Here is a 21,271-nt window from a genome sequence, read left to right as displayed (position 1 = left end):
GGCTCCCTGTCCGAAACGCATGCCGAAAAGATCTGCAAGATCATGGATATGGCCATGCAGAACGGCGCCCCTGTGATCGGCATCAACGACTCCGGCGGCGCCCGCATCCAGGAAGGCGTGGCTTCGCTGGCCGGCTATGCCGAGGTGTTCCAGCGCAACATCATGGCTTCGGGCGTTGTCCCGCAGATTTCCGTGATCATGGGCCCCTGCGCGGGCGGCGCGGTCTATTCGCCGGCGATGACCGACTTCATCTTCATGGTCAAGGACAGCTCCTACATGTTCGTGACCGGACCCGACGTCGTGAAGACCGTAACCAACGAGGTGGTGACCGCCGAGGAGCTGGGCGGCGCCTCGACCCACACCAGGAAATCCTCCGTGGCCGACGGTGCCTTCGAAAACGACGTCGAGGCGCTGGCGGAAATCCGCCGCCTCGTGGACTTCCTGCCGCTCAACAACCGCGACAAGCCCCCGGTTCGGCCCTTCTTCGATGATCCGAATCGGATCGACCGGTCGCTGGACACGCTGATTCCCGAAAACCCGAACCAGCCCTACGACATGAAGGAGCTGATCCTGAAGGTCGCGGACGAGGGCGATTTCTACGAGATCCAGGAAGAGTTCGCCAAGAACATCATCACCGGCTTCATCCGGCTCGAAGGTCGCACCGTGGGCGTGGTCGCCAACCAGCCGATGGTGCTGGCGGGGTGCCTCGACATCGACAGCTCGCGCAAGGCGGCACGCTTCGTGCGTTTCTGCGACGCCTTCGAAATCCCGATCCTGACCTTCGTGGACGTGCCCGGCTTCCTGCCCGGCACGGCCCAGGAATATGGCGGCGTTATCAAGCACGGGGCGAAGCTTCTCTTCGCCTATGGCGAGGCCACGGTGCCCAAGGTGACCGTCATCACCCGCAAGGCCTATGGCGGCGCCTATGTCGTGATGAGCTCCAAGCACCTGCGCGGAGATTTCAACTACGCCTGGCCGACGGCCGAGGTCGCGGTGATGGGCGCCAAGGGCGCGGTCGAAATCCTCTACCGCTCCGAGCTGGGCGACCCCGACAAGATCGCGCAGCGGCAGAAGGATTACGAAGACCGCTTCGCCAACCCCTTCGTCGCGGCCGAGCGCGGCTTCATCGACGAGGTGATCATGCCGCATTCGACCCGCCGCCGGGTCTGCCGGGCCTTTGCATCCCTGCGCAACAAGAAACTCACCAACCCCTGGAAGAAGCACGACAACATTCCGCTTTGACCTGCTGCTTCTTTCTGGTCCCAAATACCCATTGGCCGGCGCCCGACACGGGCGCCGCGCCGAAAGCCGAAAGACCCGATGACCCGCCTCTGGAAGAACCAGGCCTTCACCGTGTCCCACGCCGACGACTCCCCCTTCGTCGGCGAAGGCCTGCGCGCGTTCTTCGAGTATCGCGATCTCGGCATTCGCGACGCCACCCGGGGCAGATTCGGCGCCCATGTGATCCGCGCCGTGCCCGGCATGGAAAGCCCAGGGGAATGGCACAGCCACGATCTGGACTTTCAGATGGTCTATGTCCTGAAGGGCTGGGTCGTGTTCGAATACGAAGGCCAGGGCGAACAGCTCCTGCGGGCCGGATCCTGCGTGCTGCAGCCGCCCGGCATCATCCACCGCGAAGTGCGGCATTCGGACGACATGGAACTGATCGAAATCACGTCGCCCGCGGCATTTGACACGAAAGGCGAATCAGCGCCATGATCAGCCGCGTCACACACAGGACAGCGCGCGCAGCTGGCGCAGCGCCTGCAGCCCCGGCAGGAGGAGGCCGCCCCGCAGGGCGGAGCTGGGGCTGCGGATTCGCAACCCTTCTTTGCTTATCCATGGCTTCGGTGTCGGCCGCGGCCCAGACACCCGACATCCGGGTGCCTTCGGGACGCACGCTTTCCCTGCACGAGGTGCTGACCGACACCCGGCCCGGCGAGTTGTGGGTTCGGTTCCGGTTCGTCTCCGAGGGGCTTTCCCAAGCCGAGGTGGACGATCACGACCGCATGGCCGAGGACATGGACTGGCTCTGCGCCAATCTGGTGCTGCCCTATCTCGACCACCACGAGCTGAAACCGGACCGCGTGGCCATTTCGTTTTCCGACCGCCCCGTTCCCTTTGGCAAGGCGGCCCCCGACGCGGTTCAGGTCTTCGAAGCCTACCGGATCGAAGACGGCGCCTGCATATGGGAGGACTACTGATGACCCGACCGCGCACAGGTCCCACGCCCCCCTTGCCGTCCGGCGCGTTCACTTTCTGCGGAGGGCGCCCATGCTGAAACATCGCGGCTTTCCCGGCCGGTTGCCGGGCACCGATTATCACTTCACGATCCGCCGCCCCAATCCGCGCGGCGTGACGCCTCTGGTGCGGCGCGAACGCTATGCCGATCGCAAGCCGGCCGACCGGCGGGCGGATGCGGCCTTCATGCAGGCGCTGTGGGACTATTTCGGCGAGGAACCCTTTGAGCGCGGCAATCTCGACGCCGGGCGGCTGAGCTGGCTTTTCGGCCGCGAAGTCGTGCCAGCCGAAGATCCGTTCGATCCGCAAAGCTACGAGGCCCTGCTGCGAATCGACGTCGAGGTGGCCCGCGCCTCCTTCCCCGAGGTGTTCGGAGGGTGAAGATGCGCCACGGATCGACCTGCCATTCCGCTGCACCTTTGCCCGAAATGGGCGGAGTTTTGCGCGCATGCTGCCGTTTTCGGCGAAATCCGGCCGGATCCTGCGGTGCCGGAGCCTCACGCTTGGCAGACGTCATCTTTGCCCCCACGGTCGATCTTGCGGGTGGCGGGCACTTCCCCCGGTGTTCACCTCCAAGACCCGCATTTTTCTTTAAGACCCCTTCCTACAGGGGGCAGGCCGGACAATATTTTGTCGGCCTGCCCCCGATCCTGCCGATCCGGCAAGCGCCATGCGGGTCTGCGCCCCTTGCGCAAGCTTTCGCCCGAAGCGGAGCTGAGGGGGGGTTCGTCTTGCCTTCGCCGCGGTTCGGGTGTCTTCTGACCGCGATCTCCCACAAAAAAGAAGGAGGACGGGCAGGATGTTCAAGCTTCGCACCATTGCAGCAGCGACGCTGGCACTGGGCCTTGCGGCCTGCGGCGACAACGCGACCGAACAGGCGCTTTACGGCGCGGGCACGGGGATGCTCGGATCGCTCATCGTTGACGGCGATCCGGTCGTGGGCGCCATCGCGGGCGGCGCGGCCAACGTGGCCTATTGCCAGACCTATCCGGACAAGTGCAACTGACCGCCCCGAACCAAGGCGCGGCCTTGATTTCCTGAAAAACCGGTCCCTCGTCGGACCGGCCGCAGACATGCGCGAAACCGCCCCGGATCCTGTGCCCGCGGGCGGTCTTTCGCGTTCGGACAACCCCAAGACGAAGGACAGACCATGTTCAAGAAGATCCTGATCGCGAACCGGGGCGAAATCGCCTGCCGGGTCATCAAGACCGCCCGCAAGATGGGCATCCAGACGGTGGCGATCTATTCGGACGCGGACAAGCACGCGCTGCACGTCCAGATGGCCGACGAGGCTGTGCATATCGGCCCGCCGCCGGCCAACCAGTCCTATATCGTCATCGACAAGGTGATGGCGGCGATCCGCGGCACCGGGGCCGAGGCGGTGCATCCGGGCTATGGTTTTCTGTCGGAGAACGCGAAATTCGCCGAGGCGCTGGCGGCCGAGGGCGTGGCCTTCATCGGCCCCCCCGTGGGCGCGATCGAGGCGATGGGGGACAAGATCACCTCGAAGAAGATCGCGCAGGAGGCCGGCGTCAGCACCGTGCCGGGCTATATGGGCCTGATCGAGGACGATGACGAGGCCGTGCGGATAGCCGGCGAGATCGGCTATCCGGTGATGATCAAGGCCAGCGCCGGCGGCGGTGGCAAGGGGATGCGGATCGCCTGGAACGACGAGGAATGTCGCGAAGGCTTCCGGTCGTCCAAGAACGAAGCCGCCAGCAGCTTTGGCGACGACCGGATTTTCATCGAGAAATTTGTCACCCAGCCGCGCCATATCGAGATCCAGGTTCTGTGCGACAGCCACGGCAACGGCATCTATCTGGGCGAACGGGAATGTTCGATCCAGCGCCGCAACCAGAAGGTCATCGAAGAGGCGCCGTCGCCGTTTCTCGACCCCGAAACCCGCAGGGCGATGGGCGAGCAGGCGGTCGCGCTGGCCAAGGCGGTGGGCTATTCCAGCGCCGGCACGGTGGAGTTCATCGTGGACGGGGACAAGAACTTCTACTTCCTCGAGATGAACACCCGTCTTCAGGTGGAACACCCGGTGACCGAGCTGATTACCGGTGTGGATCTGGTGGAACAGATGATCCGCGTGGCGGCGGGCGAGAAGCTGTCGATCACGCAGGACGACGTGAAGCTGGAAGGCTGGGCGATCGAAAGCCGGCTTTATGCCGAGGATCCCTATCGCAACTTCCTGCCCTCGATCGGGCGGCTGACCCGCTATCGTCCGCCGGCCGAGGTGGCGGCGGGGCCGCTGCTGAAATCGGGCAAATGGCAGGGCGATGCGCCCGAAGGCCCGACGGCGGTGCGCAACGATACCGGCGTCTATGAAGGCGGCGAGATCAGCATGTATTATGACCCGATGATTGCCAAGCTGTGCACCTGGGCGCCGGACCGCGATGCCGCGATCGAGGCGATGCGGGTGGCGCTCGACAGTTTCGAGGTCGAGGGGATCGGCCATAACCTGCCGTTCCTGTCGGCGGTGATGGACCACCCGAAATTCTGCGCCGGCGACATGACCACCGCCTTCATCGCCGAGGAATACCCGGAAGGCTTCCAGGGCGTCGAGCTGCCCGAGGATCGGCTGCGCATGATCGCGGCAGCCGCTGCGGCGATGCACCGCGTCGCCGAGATCCGCCGCACCCGTGTCTCGGGGCGGATGGACAACCACGAACGCCGCGTCGGCGTGGACTGGGTGGTAAGCCTTCAGGGCGAACGCTTCCCGGTGACGATCGACGCCGATCCGGCGGGCTCGACCGTGACCTTCGAGGATGGCGAGAAGAAGCGCGTCGCCAGCGACTGGACGCCGGGGGATTCGCTGGCCACGTTGGACGTGGACGGAGAGACGCTGGTGCTGAAGGTGGGCAAGATCACCGGCGGCTTCCGCATCCGCAACCGCGGCGCGGATCTCAAGGTGCATGTGCGCACCCCGCGTCAGGACGAGCTGTGGCAGTTGATGCCCGAAAAGCTGCCGCCCGACACCTCGAAACTGCTGCTGTGTCCGATGCCCGGCCTGATCGTGCGGATCGACGTCAAGGAAGGCGACGAGGTGCAGGAAGGTCAGGCGCTGTGCACCGTCGAGGCGATGAAGATGGAAAACATCCTGCGGGCCGAGCGCCGCGGCGTCGTCAAGCGGATCGATGCCGAGCCGGGCGACAGCCTTGCGGTGGACGATGTGATCATGGAGTTCGAGTGACCCGGTGAGGGGGATGTTTCCCGGCATCTGGCCGGGAAGCCCCTGGCCGGAAAGGCGGAACATGAAGCCGATGCGACGGCATATCCCGAGACGAGGCGAAGAGGCGGCCTATCGCGGTGCTTCCTGCGCGGCCTTGCGGCGGCGTTCCTCGACCTCCATCAGGCGCATCGGCGTCTTGTCGATCGTGGCGGCGATTTCGCGCACGGTCCAGGGCACCGGCTTGCGCAGCTTGACCACCCCGTCCTTGTCCACCAGCGTCAGCTGGAAGCCGCGCGGGCGCAGTTTGCGGCGCACTGGCGTGCGGTCGGCGGGGCTGGTGTCGGTCAGCACGATCACGTCGCGATCGCGCAGCATGTCCTCGCCCTCCTGCAGAAACTTGATCTGGTCCTGGTATCGCGGGTCCGCGGGGCTGTCGGCGAACACCACGAGCACCCGGTTGGTCCAGAGAAATTCGCCAAGGCCGGTGTCTCCGGCGGGGCGGATCAGCGGCGGCTGTTCGGTCGCGGTTTCGCCGGCGGTTTCGGACGCAGGCCTGTCCGCCGCTTGCGGGACAAGGGGGAATAAGATCGTCAAAACAATGGCTAATGGGCGGATCATTGGGCCTCCTGTCATAGGGAATATAGCCGCAGGCGTGGCGATTGCGACCACCGAATTGAACAATGTGCGGAAAAGGACCTTGCACGCCGGTGCGATGGAGGGCCGGGCATGAGCCCGTTGGAGCCGCGCGGAAAACCGGCCCGTCGCCCGACGGGAAGCGGGGGGCGCGGTGGTTCCGTCGATGTCATTCTGCATGTCGGGGCGCACCGTTGCGCGACCACCAGTTTTCAGTCCTACCTGCGGCGGAACACGCCGGTTCTGGCGCGGCAGGGGATCGGGTTCTGGGGGCCGATCCGCACGCGCGGCGGATTGTTGCGGGGCGTGATCCCGCGCCCGGCGCTGGGGCAGGGGCCGGCAATCCTGGCCGCCGCCGCCGACCGGATCGGCGCGCATCTGGAACGCTGCGCGAGACGCGGCGTGAAGACGCTGATCGTAAGCGACGAAAACATCGTCGGCTCGATGCGCGACAACCGGATGGATGCGGATCTGTATCTGCGGGCCGGTGATCGCGTGGCCAGCCATGTCTCCGCTTTTGGCGGAAACGTCATGGCGGTCGTCCTCAATATCCGGGCGCTGGATCGCTACTGGGCCTCGGCCTTGGGCTATGGCGTCGGGCGCGGTCTCGGTTTGCCGGGGCCGGTTACACTGGCGGCCATCGCCTCTCTGTCGCGCGGATGGCGCGGTGTGATCGAGGAGATCGCACAGGCGGCGGGCGGGGCGACAGTTCTGGTCGCGCCGTTCGAATGCTTCGCGGGCCGCGCCGACGCGCAGTTGCGGGCCATCGCGCAATGCGATGCGCCGTTCGATCACGCCGGCGAATGGAAGAATGAGACGCCGGATCTGTCCCGTCTGCGCCGTCGGCTGGACGCCCGCGAAGCCGCCGAACTGCCGGAGAGCGAAGGACGCTGGAACCCCTTCTCCGACGAACAGGCGGCGCTGCTGCGGCAGCGGCACGACGAGGATCTGCGATGGCTGGCGGCCGGGGCGGATGGCCTTGCGCGGCTGCTGGATGAAACGGATGCGGGACTGCCTGGCGAAGACCGGGCCTGAGACTGACGAGAGGAAAGCGGAATGAAGAAGACACTCGACGATTGGCGGGCGCTGGCGGAAAAGGAGCTGCGCGGACGGCCGCTGGAAGATCTGGATTGGACCACGCTCGAGGGCATCACGGTCAAGCCTCTTTATACCGAGGAGGATATCGAGGGGCTGCCGCATATGGGCAGCCTGCCGGGTTTCGGCCCCTTCACGCGCGGCGTGCGGGCGACCATGTATGCCGGCAGGCCCTGGACCATCCGGCAATATGCGGGTTTTTCGACGGCCGAGGAATCCAACGCCTTCTACCGCCGCAACCTGGCCGCCGGTCAGCAGGGGGTATCTGTGGCCTTCGACCTGGCCACGCACCGCGGCTATGACAGCGACCATCCGCGCGTCGTGGGCGACGTGGGCAAGGCGGGCGTCGCCATCGACAGCGTCGAGGACATGAAGATCCTGTTCGACGGCATCCCGCTGGACAAGGTCAGCGTCAGCATGACCATGAACGGCGCGGTGATCCCGATCCTCGCCAATTTCATTGTCACCGGCGAGGAGCAGGGCCATGACAAGAGCGTTCTGGCCGGCACGATCCAGAACGACATCCTCAAGGAGTTCATGGTCCGCAACACCTATATCTATCCGCCCGAGCCGTCGATGCGGATCGTCAGCGACATCATCGCCTATACCTCGGATTACATGCCCAAGTTCAACTCGATCTCGATCTCGGGCTACCACATGCAGGAGGCCGGGGCGAACCTGGTGCAGGAGCTGGCCTATACGCTGGCCGACGGGCGCGAATATGTGCGCGCCGCGATCAATGCCGGCATGGACGTGGACAAGTTCGCCGGCCGGCTGAGCTTCTTCTTCGCCATCGGCATGAATTTCTTCATGGAAATTGCCAAGCTGCGCGCGGCCCGCACGCTGTGGCACCGGGTGATGACCGAATTCGGGGCAAAGAACGAGCGCTCCAAGATGCTGCGGACGCATTGTCAGACATCGGGCGTGTCGCTTCAGGAACAGGATCCCTACAACAACGTGATCCGCACCGCCTATGAGGCGCTGAGCGCGGTTCTGGGCGGCACCCAGTCGCTGCACACCAACGCTTTGGACGAGGCGATCGCGCTGCCCACCGATTTCTCGGCCCGGATCGCGCGGAACACCCAGCTGATCCTGCAGGAGGAAACCGGCATCACCCATGTCGTCGATCCTTTGGCGGGCTCCTACTATGTCGAGGCGCTCACCAACGAGCTGGTCGAGAAAGCCTGGGCGCTCATGGAAGAGGTCGAGGCGATGGGCGGCATGACCAAGGCGGTCGAGAGCGGCATGCCGAAGATGCGGATCGAGGAAACCGCCGCGCGTCGGCAGGCGATGATCGACCGGGGCGAAGAGGTGATCGTCGGGGTCAACAAGTATCGCAAGGACCGCGAAGACCTGATCGACATTCTCGAGGTGGACAACCAGAAGGTGCGCGAGGCGCAGATCGCGCGGCTGCAGAAGATCAAGGCGGAACGCGATCAGGCGGCCTGCGATGCGGCGCTGGAGGAACTGACCCGCCGCGCGAAGGAGGGCGGAAACCTTCTGGAAGCGGCGGTCGAAGCGGCGCGGGCGCGGGCAACGGTGGGAGAGATCAGCATGGCGATGGAAAAGGTGTTCGGGCGGCACCGCGCCGAGGTGAAGACGCTGGCCGGGGTCTATGGCGCGGCCTACGAGGGCGACGAGGACTTTGCCGCGATCCAGAAGGAGGTGGAGCGGTTCGCCGAGGAAGAAGGCCGCCGGCCGCGGATGCTGGTGGTCAAGATGGGGCAGGACGGGCACGACCGCGGCGCCAAGGTGATCGCGACGGCATTTGCCGATATCGGGTTCGACGTGGATGTGGGGCCGTTGTTCCAGACGCCGGAAGAGGCGGCGCAGGACGCGGTGGACAACGACGTGCACGTGGTCGGTATCTCGTCCCAGGCGGCGGGTCACAAGACGCTGGCGCCGCAGCTGGTCGAGGCGCTGAAGGCGCAGGGCGCCGAGGACATCATCGTGATCTGCGGCGGGGTGATCCCTCAGCAGGACTATGATTTTCTCTACAAGGCCGGCGTCAAGGCGATTTTCGGACCCGGCACGAATATTCCGAAAGCGGCGAAGGACATTCTGCGCCTGATCCGCGAGGCGCGGAGGTGATGCGGCGGGGGGGGGGCTGTCTGCCCCCTCTTGCCCCTTTGGGGCAATTCACCCCCGAGGATATTTAGGGCAAGAGGAAACAGGGGGCCGGTTGGTTATGGAGCTGGATCACATTGCCGTTGCCGGAGCTGATTTGACGCGGGCCGCCGCGCATGTCGAGGCGGCGCTGGGCGTGGCGATGCAGCCGGGTGGGCGGCACGACTTGTTCGGGACGCATAACCGGCTGCTGGGACTGGCGGACGGGTTGTATCTGGAAGCGATCGCGGTGGACCCGGCGGCGCCGGCGCCGGCGCGGGCGCGGTGGTTCGGTCTGGATCGGTTCAAGGGTGTGCCGCGTTTGTCGAACTGGATTTGCCGGGTCGATGATCTGGAGACGGCGCTGGCGCGGCTGCCGGAGGGCGCGGGGCGGCCGGTGGCGGTGAGCCGGGGCGACTTGCGTTGGCGCATGGCCGTGCCGGAGGACGGAATGCTGCCGTTCGACAATCTGTTTCCGGCGCTGATCGAGTGGGAGGGCGACCAGCACCCGGCGGCGATGCTGGCGCCTTCGGGGTGCCGGTTGACGCGGTTGACCGTTCGACATCCCCGCGCCGGTGAGCTGGCGCAGGCATTGGCGGGATTCAGCGATCGGCGGGTGGAGTTCGAGGCGGGGTCCGCGGCGCTGTCGGCGCGGTTCGAGACGCCCCACGGCGAACGGGTGCTAGCGTGACGATCCGAGCGGCCGCGCCCGGGGACGCCGCCGCTATCTGCGCCATCTGGAACCCGATCATCCGCGACACCTTCGTCACTTTCACGACCGAAGAAAAGACCGAAAGCGGCATCGCGGCGGAGATTGCGGCGCGGCGCGGGGCCTTCGTCGTGGCCGAGCATGACAGCGAAGTGATCGGCTTTGCCGCCTTCGCGCCGTTTCGTTCCGGACCGGGTTACGTTCACACCGCCGAGCACACGATTCATCTGGCGCCCCGGTTGCGCGGGCGGAGAATCGGGCGTGCGCTGATGGCGCGGCTCGAGGCGGAGGCGCGGGCGCGGGGCGTGCGTGTCCTGATCGCCGGGGTCAGCGGGGCCAATCCGGGCGGCATTGCCTTTCACGCCGCCCTCGGTTTTGTCGAGGTGGGGCGGTTGCCCGAGGTGGGGTTCAAGTTCGACCGCTGGCTGGATCTGGTGCTGATGCAGAAAATGCTGGCGCGGGTCCGAGTGACGCACCTGACAAGACGGATTCGGGCCGCTAGGGTGCGGCCATGTCGATCTGGTCGCGGATAACCGAAGCCGTCTCGGCCTTGCGTAAGGGAGAGCCCCTGCGCGCCGTGTTCGAACGCCTGCGCACCCCGCCCGAGCGGACCGTGGCCTTTGCCATTGCCGTGATCGCGCTGGGCGCGAAGATGGCCAAGGCGGACGGGCAGGTGACGCGCGACGAGGTCGCCGCCTTTCGCGAGGTGTTTCAGATCGCCAGGAAGGACGAACCGGGCGCGGCGCGGGTGTTCAACCTCGCGCGGACGGACGTTGCCGGGTACCGGGAGTATGCCCGGTCGATCGCGCGCATGTTCCGCGACAATCCCAAGGTTCTGGAAGACCTCATGGAAGGGCTGTTCCATATCGCCATGGCCGACGGATTCTACCACCCCAACGAGAACGCCTTTCTCGAGGACGTGGCCGAGATCTTCGGGCTGGAGGAAAAGACGTTCCGGACCCTGCGTGCACGCTTTGTGCCGCAGGAGCAGTCCGACCCCTATGCCGTGCTGGGCGTGACGCGCGACATGCCGATCGAGGAGATCCGCAAGGTCTGGCGTGAATTGGTGCGCGAGACGCATCCCGACTCGATGATGGCACGCGGCGTGCCCGAAGAGGCGGTGCGGCTGGCCGAGAAGCGGCTCATTGCCATCAACCGGGCCTGGGACCAGATCAACGGTGTGGCCTGACCGCTTGGCGGGGCGGCCATGGCGGGGCATGATGGTGGACGATGAGACTGGCCACCTACAACGTGGAATGGTTCGCGGAGCTGTTCGACCGCGACGACGAAATCCTGGTCGATGACGAACCGTCGGGGCGCGAAGGCGTGACCCGCGCCCGGCAGGTCGAGGCGCTGGGCATCGTGTTCACGGCGATGGATGCGGACGCGGTGATGATCATCGAGGCCCCGAACACGGGGCGGCGGCAGGACACGGTGCGGGCGCTGGAACGGTTTGCGCGGGCATTCGATCTGCGCACGCGGTCGGTGGCGATGGGGTTTGCCAACGAAACCCATCAGGAAATCGCGATGCTTTACGACCCCGACCGGCTGACCGCGCGGCATGATCCGAAAGGAGATGCCACCGGCAAGAAGGGCAGCCGCGAGGCGCCCCGGTTCGACGGCGTGTTCCGCATCGATCTGGACATCGACGGAACCGAGGATCTGGTGACCTTCTCCAAGCCGCCGCTGGAGCTGGACGTGACCACGGCGCAGGGCACCCATCTGCGGATCATCGGCGCGCATCTGAAATCGGTTGCGCCCTACGGGGAAAAGACCCGCGACGGCATGATCCGTGCGGCGATTGCCAACCGGCGCAAGCAGCTGGCCCAGGCGATCTGGCTGCGCGCGCGCATCGACGCGCATCTGGCGGCGGGAGAGCCAGTCATCCTGATGGGCGATCTGAACGATGGCCCCGGCCTGGACGAGTTCGAAGAGCTGTTCGGGCGGTCCTCGGTCGAGATCCTTCTGGGCGATGATCTTTTCGACCCGCACGCGCGCCGGGCGGTGCAGCCGTGCCCCGGCGCGGTGCCGACCACGGCCCGGTTCCGCATTCCCGACCAGGAGCAGTATCTCGAGGCGCTGCTGGACTATATCATGATCTCGCAGGATCTGATGTCGCGCCGGCCGGAATGGCGCATCTGGCACCCGCTGGACAATGAACGATGCTGGCGCGTGCCCGAGCTGCGCGAGGCGCTACTGGCGGCCTCGGACCATTTCCCGGTGACGCTGGACATCGAAATCTGAACATCCCCTTCCGGCTCGGGCGCATCGCGCCTATCTTCGTTTTCATGACATGCCGTTTTGCCCTTGCCCCGCTTGCCATCGCCCTGTCGCTTTCGGTCGCGCCAGCCGTGGCCGAGGAGGGAGACGGAAGCTCTCTCATGCAACGCGGGTTTGAGATGTTCATGGAAGGGCTGCGCCAGGAGATGGAGCCGAAGCTGGAGGAGCTGCGGGGGCTGGCCGAGGAATTCGGGCCGTCCATGCGCAGTTTCATCGAAGAGATGGGGCCGGCCTTCATGGATCTCGTGGACGAGGTGCAGGACTGGAGCCGCTATGAAAAGCCCGAGATCCTGCCAAATGGTGACATCATCATCCGGCGGAAACCCGACCCCCAGGACGAACCGGAGAAGGAACCGGAAAACGGCGAGGAGGTGGAATCGACGGACCTGTAGCGCGCTTCAGGTCTTGAAGGTCACGCTGACCTCGGCCTCGAGCGCCTGAGCCAGCGACATCAGCCGCGCCTCGGCCACCTCGCCGAACAGCGGCTCCGCCTCGGGCGGCAGCACCAGTTCCAGCCGCTTTTTCTTGGGCTGGAATCGCAATTCCCCGATGGCCGTGTCCGGCTGCATCCACAGCATCGCGCCCAGCCGCATCGCCTTTCCCAAGATTTCGGCCTCTTTCCCGCTGCGGTCGTCGATCAGGTCGTAGAAGGCGCCGAACCGCTCGGAGGGCCGCTTGTTGCGATAGCGGTGCTGCAGGGCCAGCCCCAGGAACACCCGTTCGGAATGTTTCAGCCCGCCCAGATTGGCGCGGGTGGCATAGTCGAAACAGACATCCGCGCGATAGTCTGGATGGGCCCGCCAGCTGACGTCATGCAGCAGGCAGGCGGCCTTGATGATCCGAACCCGCGACGGCTTGGCTGAGCGGAACAGCGGCATCACGAAATCGAACAGCTTGCGGCCGAAACCGGGCATCCGCGCGTCCTTGGCTTCGGCGAACCAGCAGGCCTCGATCAGGGGGTCGCGGTCGCGCAGTTCCTGCGGCATCTGCTCATACAGAAGCCCCTCGCGGATCCCATAGCTCGAGATGGCGATGTCATGGGGCTTGAAGGTGCGCACCAGCCGGTGCAGCACGTCGATGGCGATCGGCACCAGCTCCATCCGGGCGGCGGAGACGACGGCCCTGTTGCGCAGTTTTTCCAGATCGCTTTTTTCAATGAAATGCAGCGTGTCGCGGACCGATTTCGCGGTCATGCGGTATTCGTGCAGAACGGTCAGCGGATAGCCGCGCCGGGCCATGTCGATCCGGGCGATCGCGCGCCAGCTGCCGCCGACCAGGAACAGCCGGTCGCGCTGCTTGCCCATCTGCCGGCGCATGTCCTCGACCACGTCCTTGATCACCGCCTTGCGGGCGCGGCGGCCACCCTTGATATGGCGCAGCTTGAGAGGCCCCAGCGGCGAAGTCATCCGCTTGCCCACAGTGTTGCCGTCGATCTCGGCCAGTTCCATGGACGCCCCGCCCATGTCGCAGACCAGACCATAGGCGCCGGGCCAGCCCAGCAGCACCCCTTGCGCCGACAGCCGGGCCTCTTCGTCGCCGTCGATGATCCAGATCCGCAGGCCGGTTTCGCGCAGCACCTCATCGCAGAAATCCTGCCCGTCCTCTGCATCGCGCACGGCCGCCGTGGCCACCGCGATCAGCGGCGGCAGGCGCAGGCCCCTGGCGATTTCCTGGAACCGGCGGATCGCGTTCAGGGCCCGTTCCCGCCCGCGCGGACTGAGCCGCCCGGTCTCGGCCAGCCCCTCGCCCAGCGCGCACATGATCTTTTCGTTGTAGAAATAGGCCGGCGACCGCGCCGCGCCGTCGAACACCACCAACCGCACCGAGTTCGACCCGACATCCACCACGCCCACCCGCGACAGGGCGCGCGAACTGGGGTCGTTGAACAGCGGACGCCCGAAAGGCCCCCAGTTCGGGTTCTCGGCTCGCGGTTGCTCGTTCATGGCATCCCCCTCTGGACCCTGCGCAGGATGCGGGATCGCGCCGTTCCGGTCAATCGCCAGACCCGTCCCCATGTGACCGGAAATCGGCCAGAAGCCGCGCGGCAAGCTGTCGCGTCAACGGCTTGCCCTCTTTCAGCGCGCCCCGGTCCAGATGGTCCACCACCGCTGCGGCGGCCGCAAAGGACCGTTCGACCCGCAGCAGAAGAAACGGGATCACATCGGGCCGGGGCGTGATCTGCCGGTCGGCAAAGAGCTTGGCCAAAACGGCGGCCAGAAGCGCGTCGTCGGGTTCGTCCAGCGTCGCGTTCTGCGCCCCTTCGACCCGGCTTTGCAGGTCGGGCAGGGTCAGCCCCCAGTGTCGCGGCGCGTCGCGCCCGGTCATCAGCAGCCGGTGCCCCTGTGCCAGAACCAGGTTGTGCAGGTGAAACAGGGCGGCCTGCGCGCGCGGATCGGCGGCGATTTCCGGCACGTCCTCGACCGCGACGGGGCCTTGGGCGAGATCCGGAACCGCGTCCTCGGTCAGATCCCCCGCCGGGACGATCCGCGCGCCGGTGTGTGCGGCCCAGACATGCGTCAGGTGCGTCTTGCCCGACCCGGCCGGGCCGCTCAGCGCCAGCTTGCCGCCGGGCCAGTTGCGCCAGTCGTCGATCAGCGCCACCGCCAGCGCGTTGGCGGGCGAGACAAAGAAATCCTCGCGCGCCCGCGCGGTGCGGCGGGGCAGGTCAAAGCTCAGCTGTTCGGCCATTATCAGGGTTCGTCCAGTTCCACATTGCCCAGGTAAAGGCGGCTCTTCAGGTATTGGGCGACGGCGAACCGTGCAAGAACCCCCAGCGCCGCGGCCAGCGGCACGGCGACCAGCATGCCCACGAACCCGAACAGAGCGCCGAACACCGAAAGCGCCAGCAACAGCCACACCGGATGCAGCCCGACCGACTGCCCCACCAGACGGGGGGTGAGGATGTTGCCCTCGACCATCTGGCCGATGGCGAAGACGCCCGCGACCAGCCCGATTGACATCCAGTCCCCCCAGAACTGGAACAGCGCCAGCCCGATCGCCAGCGCCCCGCCGATCAGCGCGCCGAGATAGGGGATGAAGGTCACAAGCCCGGCCACGAAACCGACCACCAGCCCGAAATCCAACCCCACCGCCATCAGCGCGACGGCATAATAGGTGCCCAGGATGATGCAGACGGTCCCCATGCCGCGCACGAAGGAGGAAAGCGTCGCGTCGATCTCGGAGGCCAGTTGCCGGATCACCGGCGCGTGGTCGCGCGGGAGCAACTCGTCGATGCGCGCAACCATCCGGTCCCAGTCGAGCAGCAGATAGACCGATACCACTGGCACGATCACCATCAGGAACAGGATGTTGATCACCGAAATGGCCGACGCGAATGCCGTCTGGATCAGCGCGCCGCCCCGTTCCTTGAGCCTGTCCCCGATCGCCGCCAGCGTCTGGTGCGCCGTCGAGTTCTGATCCAGAAGCGACGGAAAGTGGCGTTCGATCGCGCCACGCAGGTCGCGGAACAGCTCCGGCATGATCCGGAACAGATCCTGCGCCTGGCTGATCAGGGTCGGGATGACGAGAAGCGCCATGATGACGAACAGCAGCACCGAGGCCAGCGTGATGACGGCGGTGGCGGCAACCCGCGACAGGCCGAGCCGTTCCAGCCGGTCGGCCAGCGGATCGACGAAATAGGCGATCGCACCGCCCAGCACGAAGGGCAGCAGCACATCGCCCAGCATCCATAGCACGGTCGCAAAGACCGCAAGGCCGATGCCCCAGTATTTCGCTTGCTGCTTGACCGTCACCGGCTTGGGTCCTTCGTTGCGTCCTGTTCGACGTTCTTGGCCCATGACCGCCGGCCATGCAAGAGCGCCGGCCCGGCGAGAAGGCTTGGCGGCGGGCGGTGGCCCGATCGCGCGCGCATAAATCGCGCCTTGCCGATTGCCTGCCCGCCGCCTTTGTCCTATTTCCCCGCAAACGCAATCCGTCACGAGGGACAGCAGACATGCGCCTTTCCCGCTATTTCCTTCCGGTTCTCAAGGAGAACCCCGCCGAAGCCCAGATCGTCAGCCACCGGCTGATGCTTCGCGCCGGCATGATCAAGCAGGCCAGCGCCGGAATCTATTCCTGGCTGCCGCTGGGCTTCAAGGTGCTGCGCAAGATCGAGAACATCATTCACGAGGAACAGATCCGCGCCGGCCATCTGCCGATGCTGATGCCGACCCTGCAATCGGCGGATCTGTGGCGCGAATCCGGCCGCTATGACGCCTATGGCGAGGAAATGCTGCGGATCAAGGATCGGCATGACCGCGACATGCTCTATACGCCCACGGCCGAGGAGCTCATCACCGACATCTTCCGCGCCCATGTCAAATCCTACCGCGATCTGCCGCTGACCATGTATCAGATCCAGTGGAAGTTCCGCGACGAGATCCGCCCGCGGTTCGGCGTGATGCGCGGGCGCGAATTCCTGATGAAGGACGGCTACAATTTCGACCTGACGAAAGAGGACGCGCTGCACGCCTACAACCGCCATCTGGTCAGCTATCTGCGCACCTATGAACGGATGGGGCTGCAGGCGATCCCGATGCGTGCCGATTCCGGTCCGATCGGCGGCGAGGACACGCACGAATTTCTGGTGCTGGCGGAAACCGGCGAATCGGAGGTGTTCTATGACAGCGCCGTGACCGACATCCGTCTGGGCGAGCGCGAGATCGACTATAACGACAAGGATCAGTGCCGCGCGGTGATGGAGGAGTTCACCTCGCTCTATGCTCGCACCGACGAAACCCATGACGAGGCGCTGTTCAACCAGATCCCCGAGGATCGCCGCCGCAGCGCGCGCGGGATCGAGGTCGGCCAGATCTTCTATTTCGGCACCAAATATTCCGAACCGATGGGCGCCACCGTGCAAGGGCCGAACGGCGACCAGATCGCGGTTCACATGGGTAGCCACGGGATCGGGGTCAGCCGTCTGGTCGGAGCGATCATCGAGGCCAGCCACGATGACAACGGCATCATCTGGCCCGAGGGCGTCACACCATTCCACTGCGGCATCGTCAACCTGAAGCAGGGCGATGCCGAGGCCGACGCCGCCTGTGAAAAGCTTTACGCCGCGCTGACGGCGGCGGGGCTGGAGCCGCTCTATGACGACCGCGAGGAACGCGCCGGCGCCAAGTTCGCGACGATGGACCTGATCGGCCTGCCCTGGCGGATCACCGTCGGCCCGCGCGGGCTGAAGAACGGGGTGGTGGAGCTGACCTCGCGCCGGACCGGCGAAAGCGAGGAACTGAGTCCGGAGGCCGCGGTGGCCCGCGTGGCCGAGATCTATGCCGGGCACAAGGTCCGGGGGCTTTGACCGCCTCCGATTTTGCGACGCAGAAACCGCACGGGAAAGGGGAGCCGCCGGGCTTCCCCTTTTCTGATCGGCGGAACCATGACGTGCCGCGGCTATTGCTGACGGGCGCAGGCTGTGCAAGGCTGGCGGGACTTTCGTTTGGTGGAGACCGCGATGTTCAACCTGATCAAGACGGCCTTGGCGTGTCTGGCGGTTTCCGCGGCGGGCGCAGCGGCGGTGCGCGCTGCAGATCTGACGCGTTACGAGAACCCCGAATTCGGTATCGCCGGAATGGTCCCGGTGGATTTCTCCGCCTGGACCGAGATGAAGGACGGGAAGGGCCGCATTTATCAGACGCCGGACGGCCGGGCGACGGTCGCGATCCACGGGGGAACGATACCGGCGGGCGCCATGGACCAATACAAAGAGTTCACGCGGGGTGCGTTTGTCGGCAACGGCGGCTCGGTAACCTACGAGGCGAACGGCGACGACTGGTTCGTGTTGTCGGGGGTGTAAGGAGCAGACGGCGAGGCCATCTTTTACATGCGCGTCGAGAAGAACCCGGCTTGTGCGGGTCAAGGCGAATGGGGCGAGACGACCTATGCGCACTTGCTGGTGGACTATGACAGCGCCCTGCGGGGCGCGGTGGATCCCCTGATCGGGTCCATGGGCAAGGGGCTTGAGGTCACCCGCTGCCCCGGCAATTGACCTGCCCGGAACGGTCAAGGCGCACCCGATCGGGAACAGGTCAGTTTTTCTGGATCGTTTCGAGATAGGCCACCAGATCCGCTATCGGTTCGCTGGTCAGGATCGGCTGTCCGTCAGGGGCCTTGATCGCCACGTCGCGGCCTTGGAAATACTGACCGAAGATCGGCATCGGGCTGCCGTGGCTGACCAGCGGGTCGCGCCCGTCGATGCGGCGGACGACGCGTCCCGTCGGAAACGCGCCGCCGTTTGCGGCGCTCAGCCGCGTCAGGTCGGCGGGTTTGATCACCAGAACGCCGGCCATCGGTCCATGTCCGGTCCCGTCGATGCCGTGGCAGGTGGCGCAATTCAGTCGGAAATGTTCGGCGCCCCGCTCGGGATCCTGGGCCTGGACCGGCCCGGCGAACGTCATGCCGGCGGCCAGGGTCAGAGTGAGCATGATATGTCCGTTGGTCATGGGCGGTGTTCCTTCATCGGTCCTGCAATGTGCTGAGGTATCCGGCCGGAGCCACAAGCGCCTCGGGCGTCGGGACGGTGTGGCCGTCCGATGCGGACCAGTTGACCTGCGGTCCGTCGAGTGCGGTTTCGAAAGACGGCATCAGGGCCTGGTCGTCCTCGCCCCAGCAGCCGTAGATTGTGGTCATGACCCGTTCCGAGGGAAAGGCGCCGTCGTTGCGGGCTGCAAGGGAGCGCAGGTTGGCCGGAGGGATGGGCAAGGCGGCGGTCATCGGGCCGTCCCCGGCCCCTGTCCGAACGTGGCATTGGGTGCAATTTTCGCGATATCGCGCGCCCCTGGGCTTCGGGCGTGGTCGCGCAGGCCGCCAGCGGGAGCGGAACCGCAGCCAGCAAAGGCACGAACACGCGTTGCATGAAAATTCCCCTCTGCATTCGCCGTGTCAGTTTGACCGGCCCGCCTGTGGCGCGCCATGATTCAGGTCAAGCGGGAGAGGCGGGCGGTTTCGGATCGCTGGCGCGATCCGACCGATGCGAGGGGCGCTGCCCCTCGCGCTCCCCGGAGTATTTCAGGCAAGATGAAGGAACGGGTCAGGATACGAGCCGGCCGTTCTCCAGCCGGACGGTGCGGTTCATGCGGGCGGCCAGGTCGGGGTTGTGGGTGGCGATCAGAGCGGACATGCCGGTATGCGCAACGAGGTCCATCAGAGTGTCGAACACATGATCGGCGGTGGCCGGGTCGAGATTGCCGGTGGGTTCGTCCGCCAGCAGAAGGCGCGGGGCGTTGGCAAGCGCCCGGCAGAAGGCGACGCGCTGCTGCTCGCCGCCCGACAGGGCGGCGGGACGGTGGTCGGCGCGGGTTGAAAGCCCGACCCGGGCCAGAAGGTCGAGCGCGCGGGCGCGGGCCCGAGAGCGCGATTCTCCGTTGGCGAGCTGGGGCAGGGCTACGTTTTCCTCGGCGGTGAATTCGGGCAGCAGATGGTGGAATTGGTAGACGAAGCCGACGTCGCGGCGCCGCGCGGCGGTGCAGGCGCGGTCGCTCTGTCCGGTCATGTCCTGCCCTGCGATTTCCACCCCGCCGGCATCCGGCTGATCGAGCAGCCCCGCGATATGCAGAAGCGTGGACTTGCCCGCGCCCGAGGGGGCGACGAGCGCCACGACTTCGCCCGCCCGGATCGTCAGATCGGCCCCGCGCAACACGCGGACTTCGCCGGGGGTGCCGGGGTTGTAGGTCTTTTCGATGGCCGACAGGCGCAGGACCGGGTCACTCATAGCGCAGCGCCTCGACCGGGTTCAGCCGGGCCGCGCGGCGGGCCGGGAAAATGGTCACGACGAACGAGAGCCCCAGCGACAGCGCCACCGCCTTGAGTACGTCCGCCAGGTGCAACTCGGCCGGGAGGGCGTAGATGCCGCGGATCGCCGGATCCCAGACGCCGCCGCCCATCACGTAGTTCACGAAGGAAAAGATCGGATCGATGTAGATCGCGAACAGGCTGCCGAGGATCACGCCGCAAATCGTTCCGGTGACGCCCGTGGCCGCGCCGCAGATGAAGAACACGCGCAGTATCGCCCCCTCGCCAAGCCCGATCGTGCGCAGGATGCCGATGTCGCGGCCCTTGTTCTTGACCAGCATTATCAGCCCCGAGACGATGTTCATGGTGGCGATCAGAACGAGGATGGACAGGATCACGAACATCACGTTGTCCTCGACCTCGAGCGCGCGCAGGAAGCCGCCCGAGGCGTCGCGCCAGGTCCAGACCAGGGCGTTCTCGCCCGCGGCGGCCTGAATCGCGGGGGCCAGCCTGTCCACCGCCTCAGGGTCGGCCACGCGCAGTTGAAGCTCGTCGGCGACGCCTTCGCGGTTGAAGTAGGACTGCGCCTCGGCAAAGGGCATGTAGATGCGGGTGCGGTCGATGTCGTAGCGGCCCGCCGAGAAGACATAGACCACCGGATAGGACTTGACCCGCGGGCTGGTGCCCATCGGCGTGCGCACCCCGTTGGGCGAGATCAGCTTGACCCGGTCGCCTGCGGTCACGCCGAGTTCGCGGGCGATGCCGGCGCCGATGGCGATGCCGTCGTCATAGCGGGAGAGGTCGCCGTAGTCGCCGTCGCCGTCCACGATGCCGGGCAGGCGGGCAAGATCGGCGGCCGAAATGCCGTGCACCTCTGCGCCCGAACTGCGATTGGCCGAAGAGATCATTACCTGTCCGCGCACCACCGGCGCGGCGTGCAGAACACCAGGCACGGCGGCGATGCGTTTGGCCATTTCGGCATAGTCGGGGATCGTGCGGTCGCGCCGGCCGGTTTCGGTCACGCGCGCCGCGCTGTAGACGGTGACGTGGGCGTTGGCGCCCAGGATGGTGCCGACAAACTCCGATCGGAACCCGGACCGCACCGCCAGCGTGGCGATCAGGGCGAAAACCGCCAGCGTAATGCCGATCAGCGAAATCCAGGTCATCACGCTGACGCCGCCTTCGGCCCGGCGGGCGCGCAGATAGCGCCAGGCGATCATCCATTCATAGGGGGCAAAAGGGGCGGGGTTGCCGGCCATGGGTCTCTCTGCTCGGTCGCGGGGCGACCATGCGGGGCC

24 protein-coding genes are annotated in these 21,271 nt (G+C 66.1%); 16 read left to right on the top strand and 8 right to left on the bottom strand.

From position 1 onward, the window contains the following. The 6 genes from C4S70_RS14650 to C4S70_RS14625 all read left to right on the top strand — a co-directional run. Positions 1-1,242: acyl-CoA carboxylase subunit beta (locus tag C4S70_RS14650; RefSeq protein WP_104008858.1), on the top strand; the 1,242-nt coding region annotated here is incomplete at its 5' end. Between the two features lie 78 nt (positions 1,243-1,320). Next, positions 1,321-1,719 carry a cupin domain-containing protein gene (locus tag C4S70_RS14645; protein WP_104008857.1) on the top strand — a complete coding sequence of 133 codons (399 nt, stop codon included), beginning with the start codon at positions 1,321-1,323 and terminating at the stop codon, positions 1,717-1,719. Positions 1,720-1,841: 122 nt separating this feature from the next. Then, a complete protein-coding gene (locus C4S70_RS14640; RefSeq protein WP_235003841.1) occupies positions 1,842-2,204 on the top strand; it encodes a DUF6497 family protein in 363 nt (120 codons plus the stop codon). A 70-nt stretch (positions 2,205-2,274) separates the two neighbouring features. Continuing rightward, entirely contained in the window at positions 2,275-2,622 is a 348-nt protein-coding gene (locus C4S70_RS14635; RefSeq protein WP_104008855.1) for a hypothetical protein, read from the top strand. 418 nt (positions 2,623-3,040) lie between these two features. Continuing rightward, on the top strand, positions 3,041-3,247 hold the full coding sequence (locus C4S70_RS14630; RefSeq protein ID WP_104008854.1) for a hypothetical protein: 207 nt from the start codon (positions 3,041-3,043) through the stop codon (positions 3,245-3,247). A 144-nt stretch (positions 3,248-3,391) separates the two neighbouring features. Further along, positions 3,392-5,437 (top strand): acetyl-CoA carboxylase biotin carboxylase subunit, encoded by a 2,046-nt coding sequence (locus tag C4S70_RS14625; protein ID WP_104008853.1) that lies wholly within the window; start codon positions 3,392-3,394, stop codon positions 5,435-5,437. A gap of 108 nt (positions 5,438-5,545) precedes the next feature. On the opposite strand, the gene C4S70_RS14620 is transcribed toward C4S70_RS14625, so the two are convergent. Then, positions 5,546-6,034: a DUF4174 domain-containing protein gene (locus tag C4S70_RS14620; protein ID WP_104008852.1), complete on the bottom strand. Its 489-nt coding sequence runs from the start codon at positions 6,032-6,034 to the stop codon at positions 5,546-5,548. Positions 6,035-6,142: 108 nt separating this feature from the next. On the opposite strand from C4S70_RS14620, the gene C4S70_RS14615 reads away from it, so the two are divergent. The 7 genes from C4S70_RS14615 to C4S70_RS14585 all read left to right on the top strand — a co-directional run bounded on the left by C4S70_RS14615 (position 6,143) and on the right by C4S70_RS14585 (position 12,631). Further along, positions 6,143-7,084: a hypothetical protein gene (locus tag C4S70_RS14615; protein WP_104008851.1), complete on the top strand. Its 942-nt coding sequence runs from the start codon at positions 6,143-6,145 to the stop codon at positions 7,082-7,084. A gap of 21 nt (positions 7,085-7,105) precedes the next feature. After that, on the top strand, positions 7,106-9,235 hold the full coding sequence (scpA, locus tag C4S70_RS14610) for a methylmalonyl-CoA mutase (RefSeq protein ID WP_104008850.1): 2,130 nt from the start codon (positions 7,106-7,108) through the stop codon (positions 9,233-9,235). Between the two features lie 97 nt (positions 9,236-9,332). Beyond that, positions 9,333-9,941 (top strand): VOC family protein, encoded by a 609-nt coding sequence (locus C4S70_RS14605; protein WP_104008849.1) that lies wholly within the window; start codon positions 9,333-9,335, stop codon positions 9,939-9,941. Beyond that, positions 9,938-10,492: a GNAT family N-acetyltransferase gene (locus C4S70_RS14600; RefSeq protein WP_104008848.1), complete on the top strand. Its 555-nt coding sequence runs from the start codon at positions 9,938-9,940 to the stop codon at positions 10,490-10,492. Before C4S70_RS14605 ends, C4S70_RS14600 begins: the two co-directional genes overlap by 4 nt. After that, a complete protein-coding gene (locus tag C4S70_RS14595; protein WP_104008847.1) occupies positions 10,471-11,148 on the top strand; it encodes a molecular chaperone DjiA in 678 nt (225 codons plus the stop codon). Before C4S70_RS14600 ends, C4S70_RS14595 begins: the two co-directional genes overlap by 22 nt. Before the next feature lie 41 nt (positions 11,149-11,189). Next, positions 11,190-12,203 carry an endonuclease/exonuclease/phosphatase family protein gene (locus tag C4S70_RS14590; RefSeq protein ID WP_104008846.1) on the top strand — a complete coding sequence of 338 codons (1,014 nt, stop codon included), beginning with the start codon at positions 11,190-11,192 and terminating at the stop codon, positions 12,201-12,203. A gap of 137 nt (positions 12,204-12,340) precedes the next feature. After that, complete coding sequence (locus tag C4S70_RS14585; protein WP_327315676.1) at positions 12,341-12,631, top strand: hypothetical protein; 291 nt, start codon at positions 12,341-12,343, stop codon at positions 12,629-12,631. Between the two features lie 6 nt (positions 12,632-12,637). On the opposite strand, the gene C4S70_RS14580 is transcribed toward C4S70_RS14585, so the two are convergent. Genes C4S70_RS14580 through C4S70_RS14570 form a run of 3 tightly spaced genes read right to left on the bottom strand, consistent with a single transcriptional unit; the run spans position 12,638 to position 15,991 of the window. After that, positions 12,638-14,182, bottom strand: a complete 1,545-nt coding sequence (locus tag C4S70_RS14580; RefSeq protein WP_104008864.1) for a Ppx/GppA family phosphatase — start codon at positions 14,180-14,182, stop codon at positions 12,638-12,640. Between the two features lie 49 nt (positions 14,183-14,231). Continuing rightward, positions 14,232-14,927 (bottom strand): P-loop NTPase family protein, encoded by a 696-nt coding sequence (locus C4S70_RS14575; protein ID WP_104008844.1) that lies wholly within the window; start codon positions 14,925-14,927, stop codon positions 14,232-14,234. A gap of 2 nt (positions 14,928-14,929) precedes the next feature. Next, positions 14,930-15,991: an AI-2E family transporter gene (locus C4S70_RS14570; protein ID WP_268807791.1), complete on the bottom strand. Its 1,062-nt coding sequence runs from the start codon at positions 15,989-15,991 to the stop codon at positions 14,930-14,932. Between the two features lie 200 nt (positions 15,992-16,191). Here C4S70_RS14570 and proS point away from each other — a divergent pair, with 200 nt between their 5' ends. The 3 genes from proS to C4S70_RS18695 all read left to right on the top strand — a co-directional run bounded on the left by proS (position 16,192) and on the right by C4S70_RS18695 (position 18,231). Beyond that, positions 16,192-17,544: a proline--tRNA ligase gene (gene proS, locus C4S70_RS14565; protein WP_104008842.1), complete on the top strand. Its 1,353-nt coding sequence runs from the start codon at positions 16,192-16,194 to the stop codon at positions 17,542-17,544. 153 nt (positions 17,545-17,697) lie between these two features. Beyond that, the gene (locus tag C4S70_RS14560) at positions 17,698-18,039 is read left to right on the top strand and encodes a hypothetical protein (RefSeq protein ID WP_146064223.1); all 342 of its coding nucleotides are present in this window, start codon (positions 17,698-17,700) and stop codon (positions 18,037-18,039) included. Between the two features lie 27 nt (positions 18,040-18,066). Beyond that, positions 18,067-18,231 (top strand): hypothetical protein, encoded by a 165-nt coding sequence (locus tag C4S70_RS18695; protein WP_160114884.1) that lies wholly within the window; start codon positions 18,067-18,069, stop codon positions 18,229-18,231. 40 nt (positions 18,232-18,271) lie between these two features. Here C4S70_RS18695 and C4S70_RS14555 read toward each other — a convergent pair whose 3' ends face one another. The 4 genes from C4S70_RS14555 to C4S70_RS14540 form a co-directional block, all read right to left on the bottom strand. Beyond that, a complete protein-coding gene (locus C4S70_RS14555; protein WP_380218666.1) occupies positions 18,272-18,685 on the bottom strand; it encodes a cytochrome c in 414 nt (137 codons plus the stop codon). Between the two features lie 13 nt (positions 18,686-18,698). Further along, on the bottom strand, positions 18,699-18,872 hold the full coding sequence (locus C4S70_RS18690) for a hypothetical protein (RefSeq protein ID WP_160114883.1): 174 nt from the start codon (positions 18,870-18,872) through the stop codon (positions 18,699-18,701). Positions 18,873-19,272: 400 nt separating this feature from the next. Further along, positions 19,273-19,953: an ABC transporter ATP-binding protein gene (locus tag C4S70_RS14545; protein ID WP_104008839.1), complete on the bottom strand. Its 681-nt coding sequence runs from the start codon at positions 19,951-19,953 to the stop codon at positions 19,273-19,275. After that, positions 19,946-21,232, bottom strand: a complete 1,287-nt coding sequence (locus C4S70_RS14540) for a lipoprotein-releasing ABC transporter permease subunit (RefSeq protein ID WP_104008838.1) — start codon at positions 21,230-21,232, stop codon at positions 19,946-19,948. The genes C4S70_RS14545 and C4S70_RS14540 overlap by 8 nt, the downstream gene beginning before the upstream one ends. Between the last annotated feature and the right edge of the window lie 39 nt (positions 21,233-21,271).

It is taken from the genome of Jhaorihella thermophila (assembly GCF_900108275.1).
Classification (GTDB): domain Bacteria; phylum Pseudomonadota; class Alphaproteobacteria; order Rhodobacterales; family Rhodobacteraceae; genus Jhaorihella; species Jhaorihella thermophila.
Note: the sequence above shows the minus strand (reverse complement) of the source record. Positions and strands in the feature narration are given on the sequence as shown.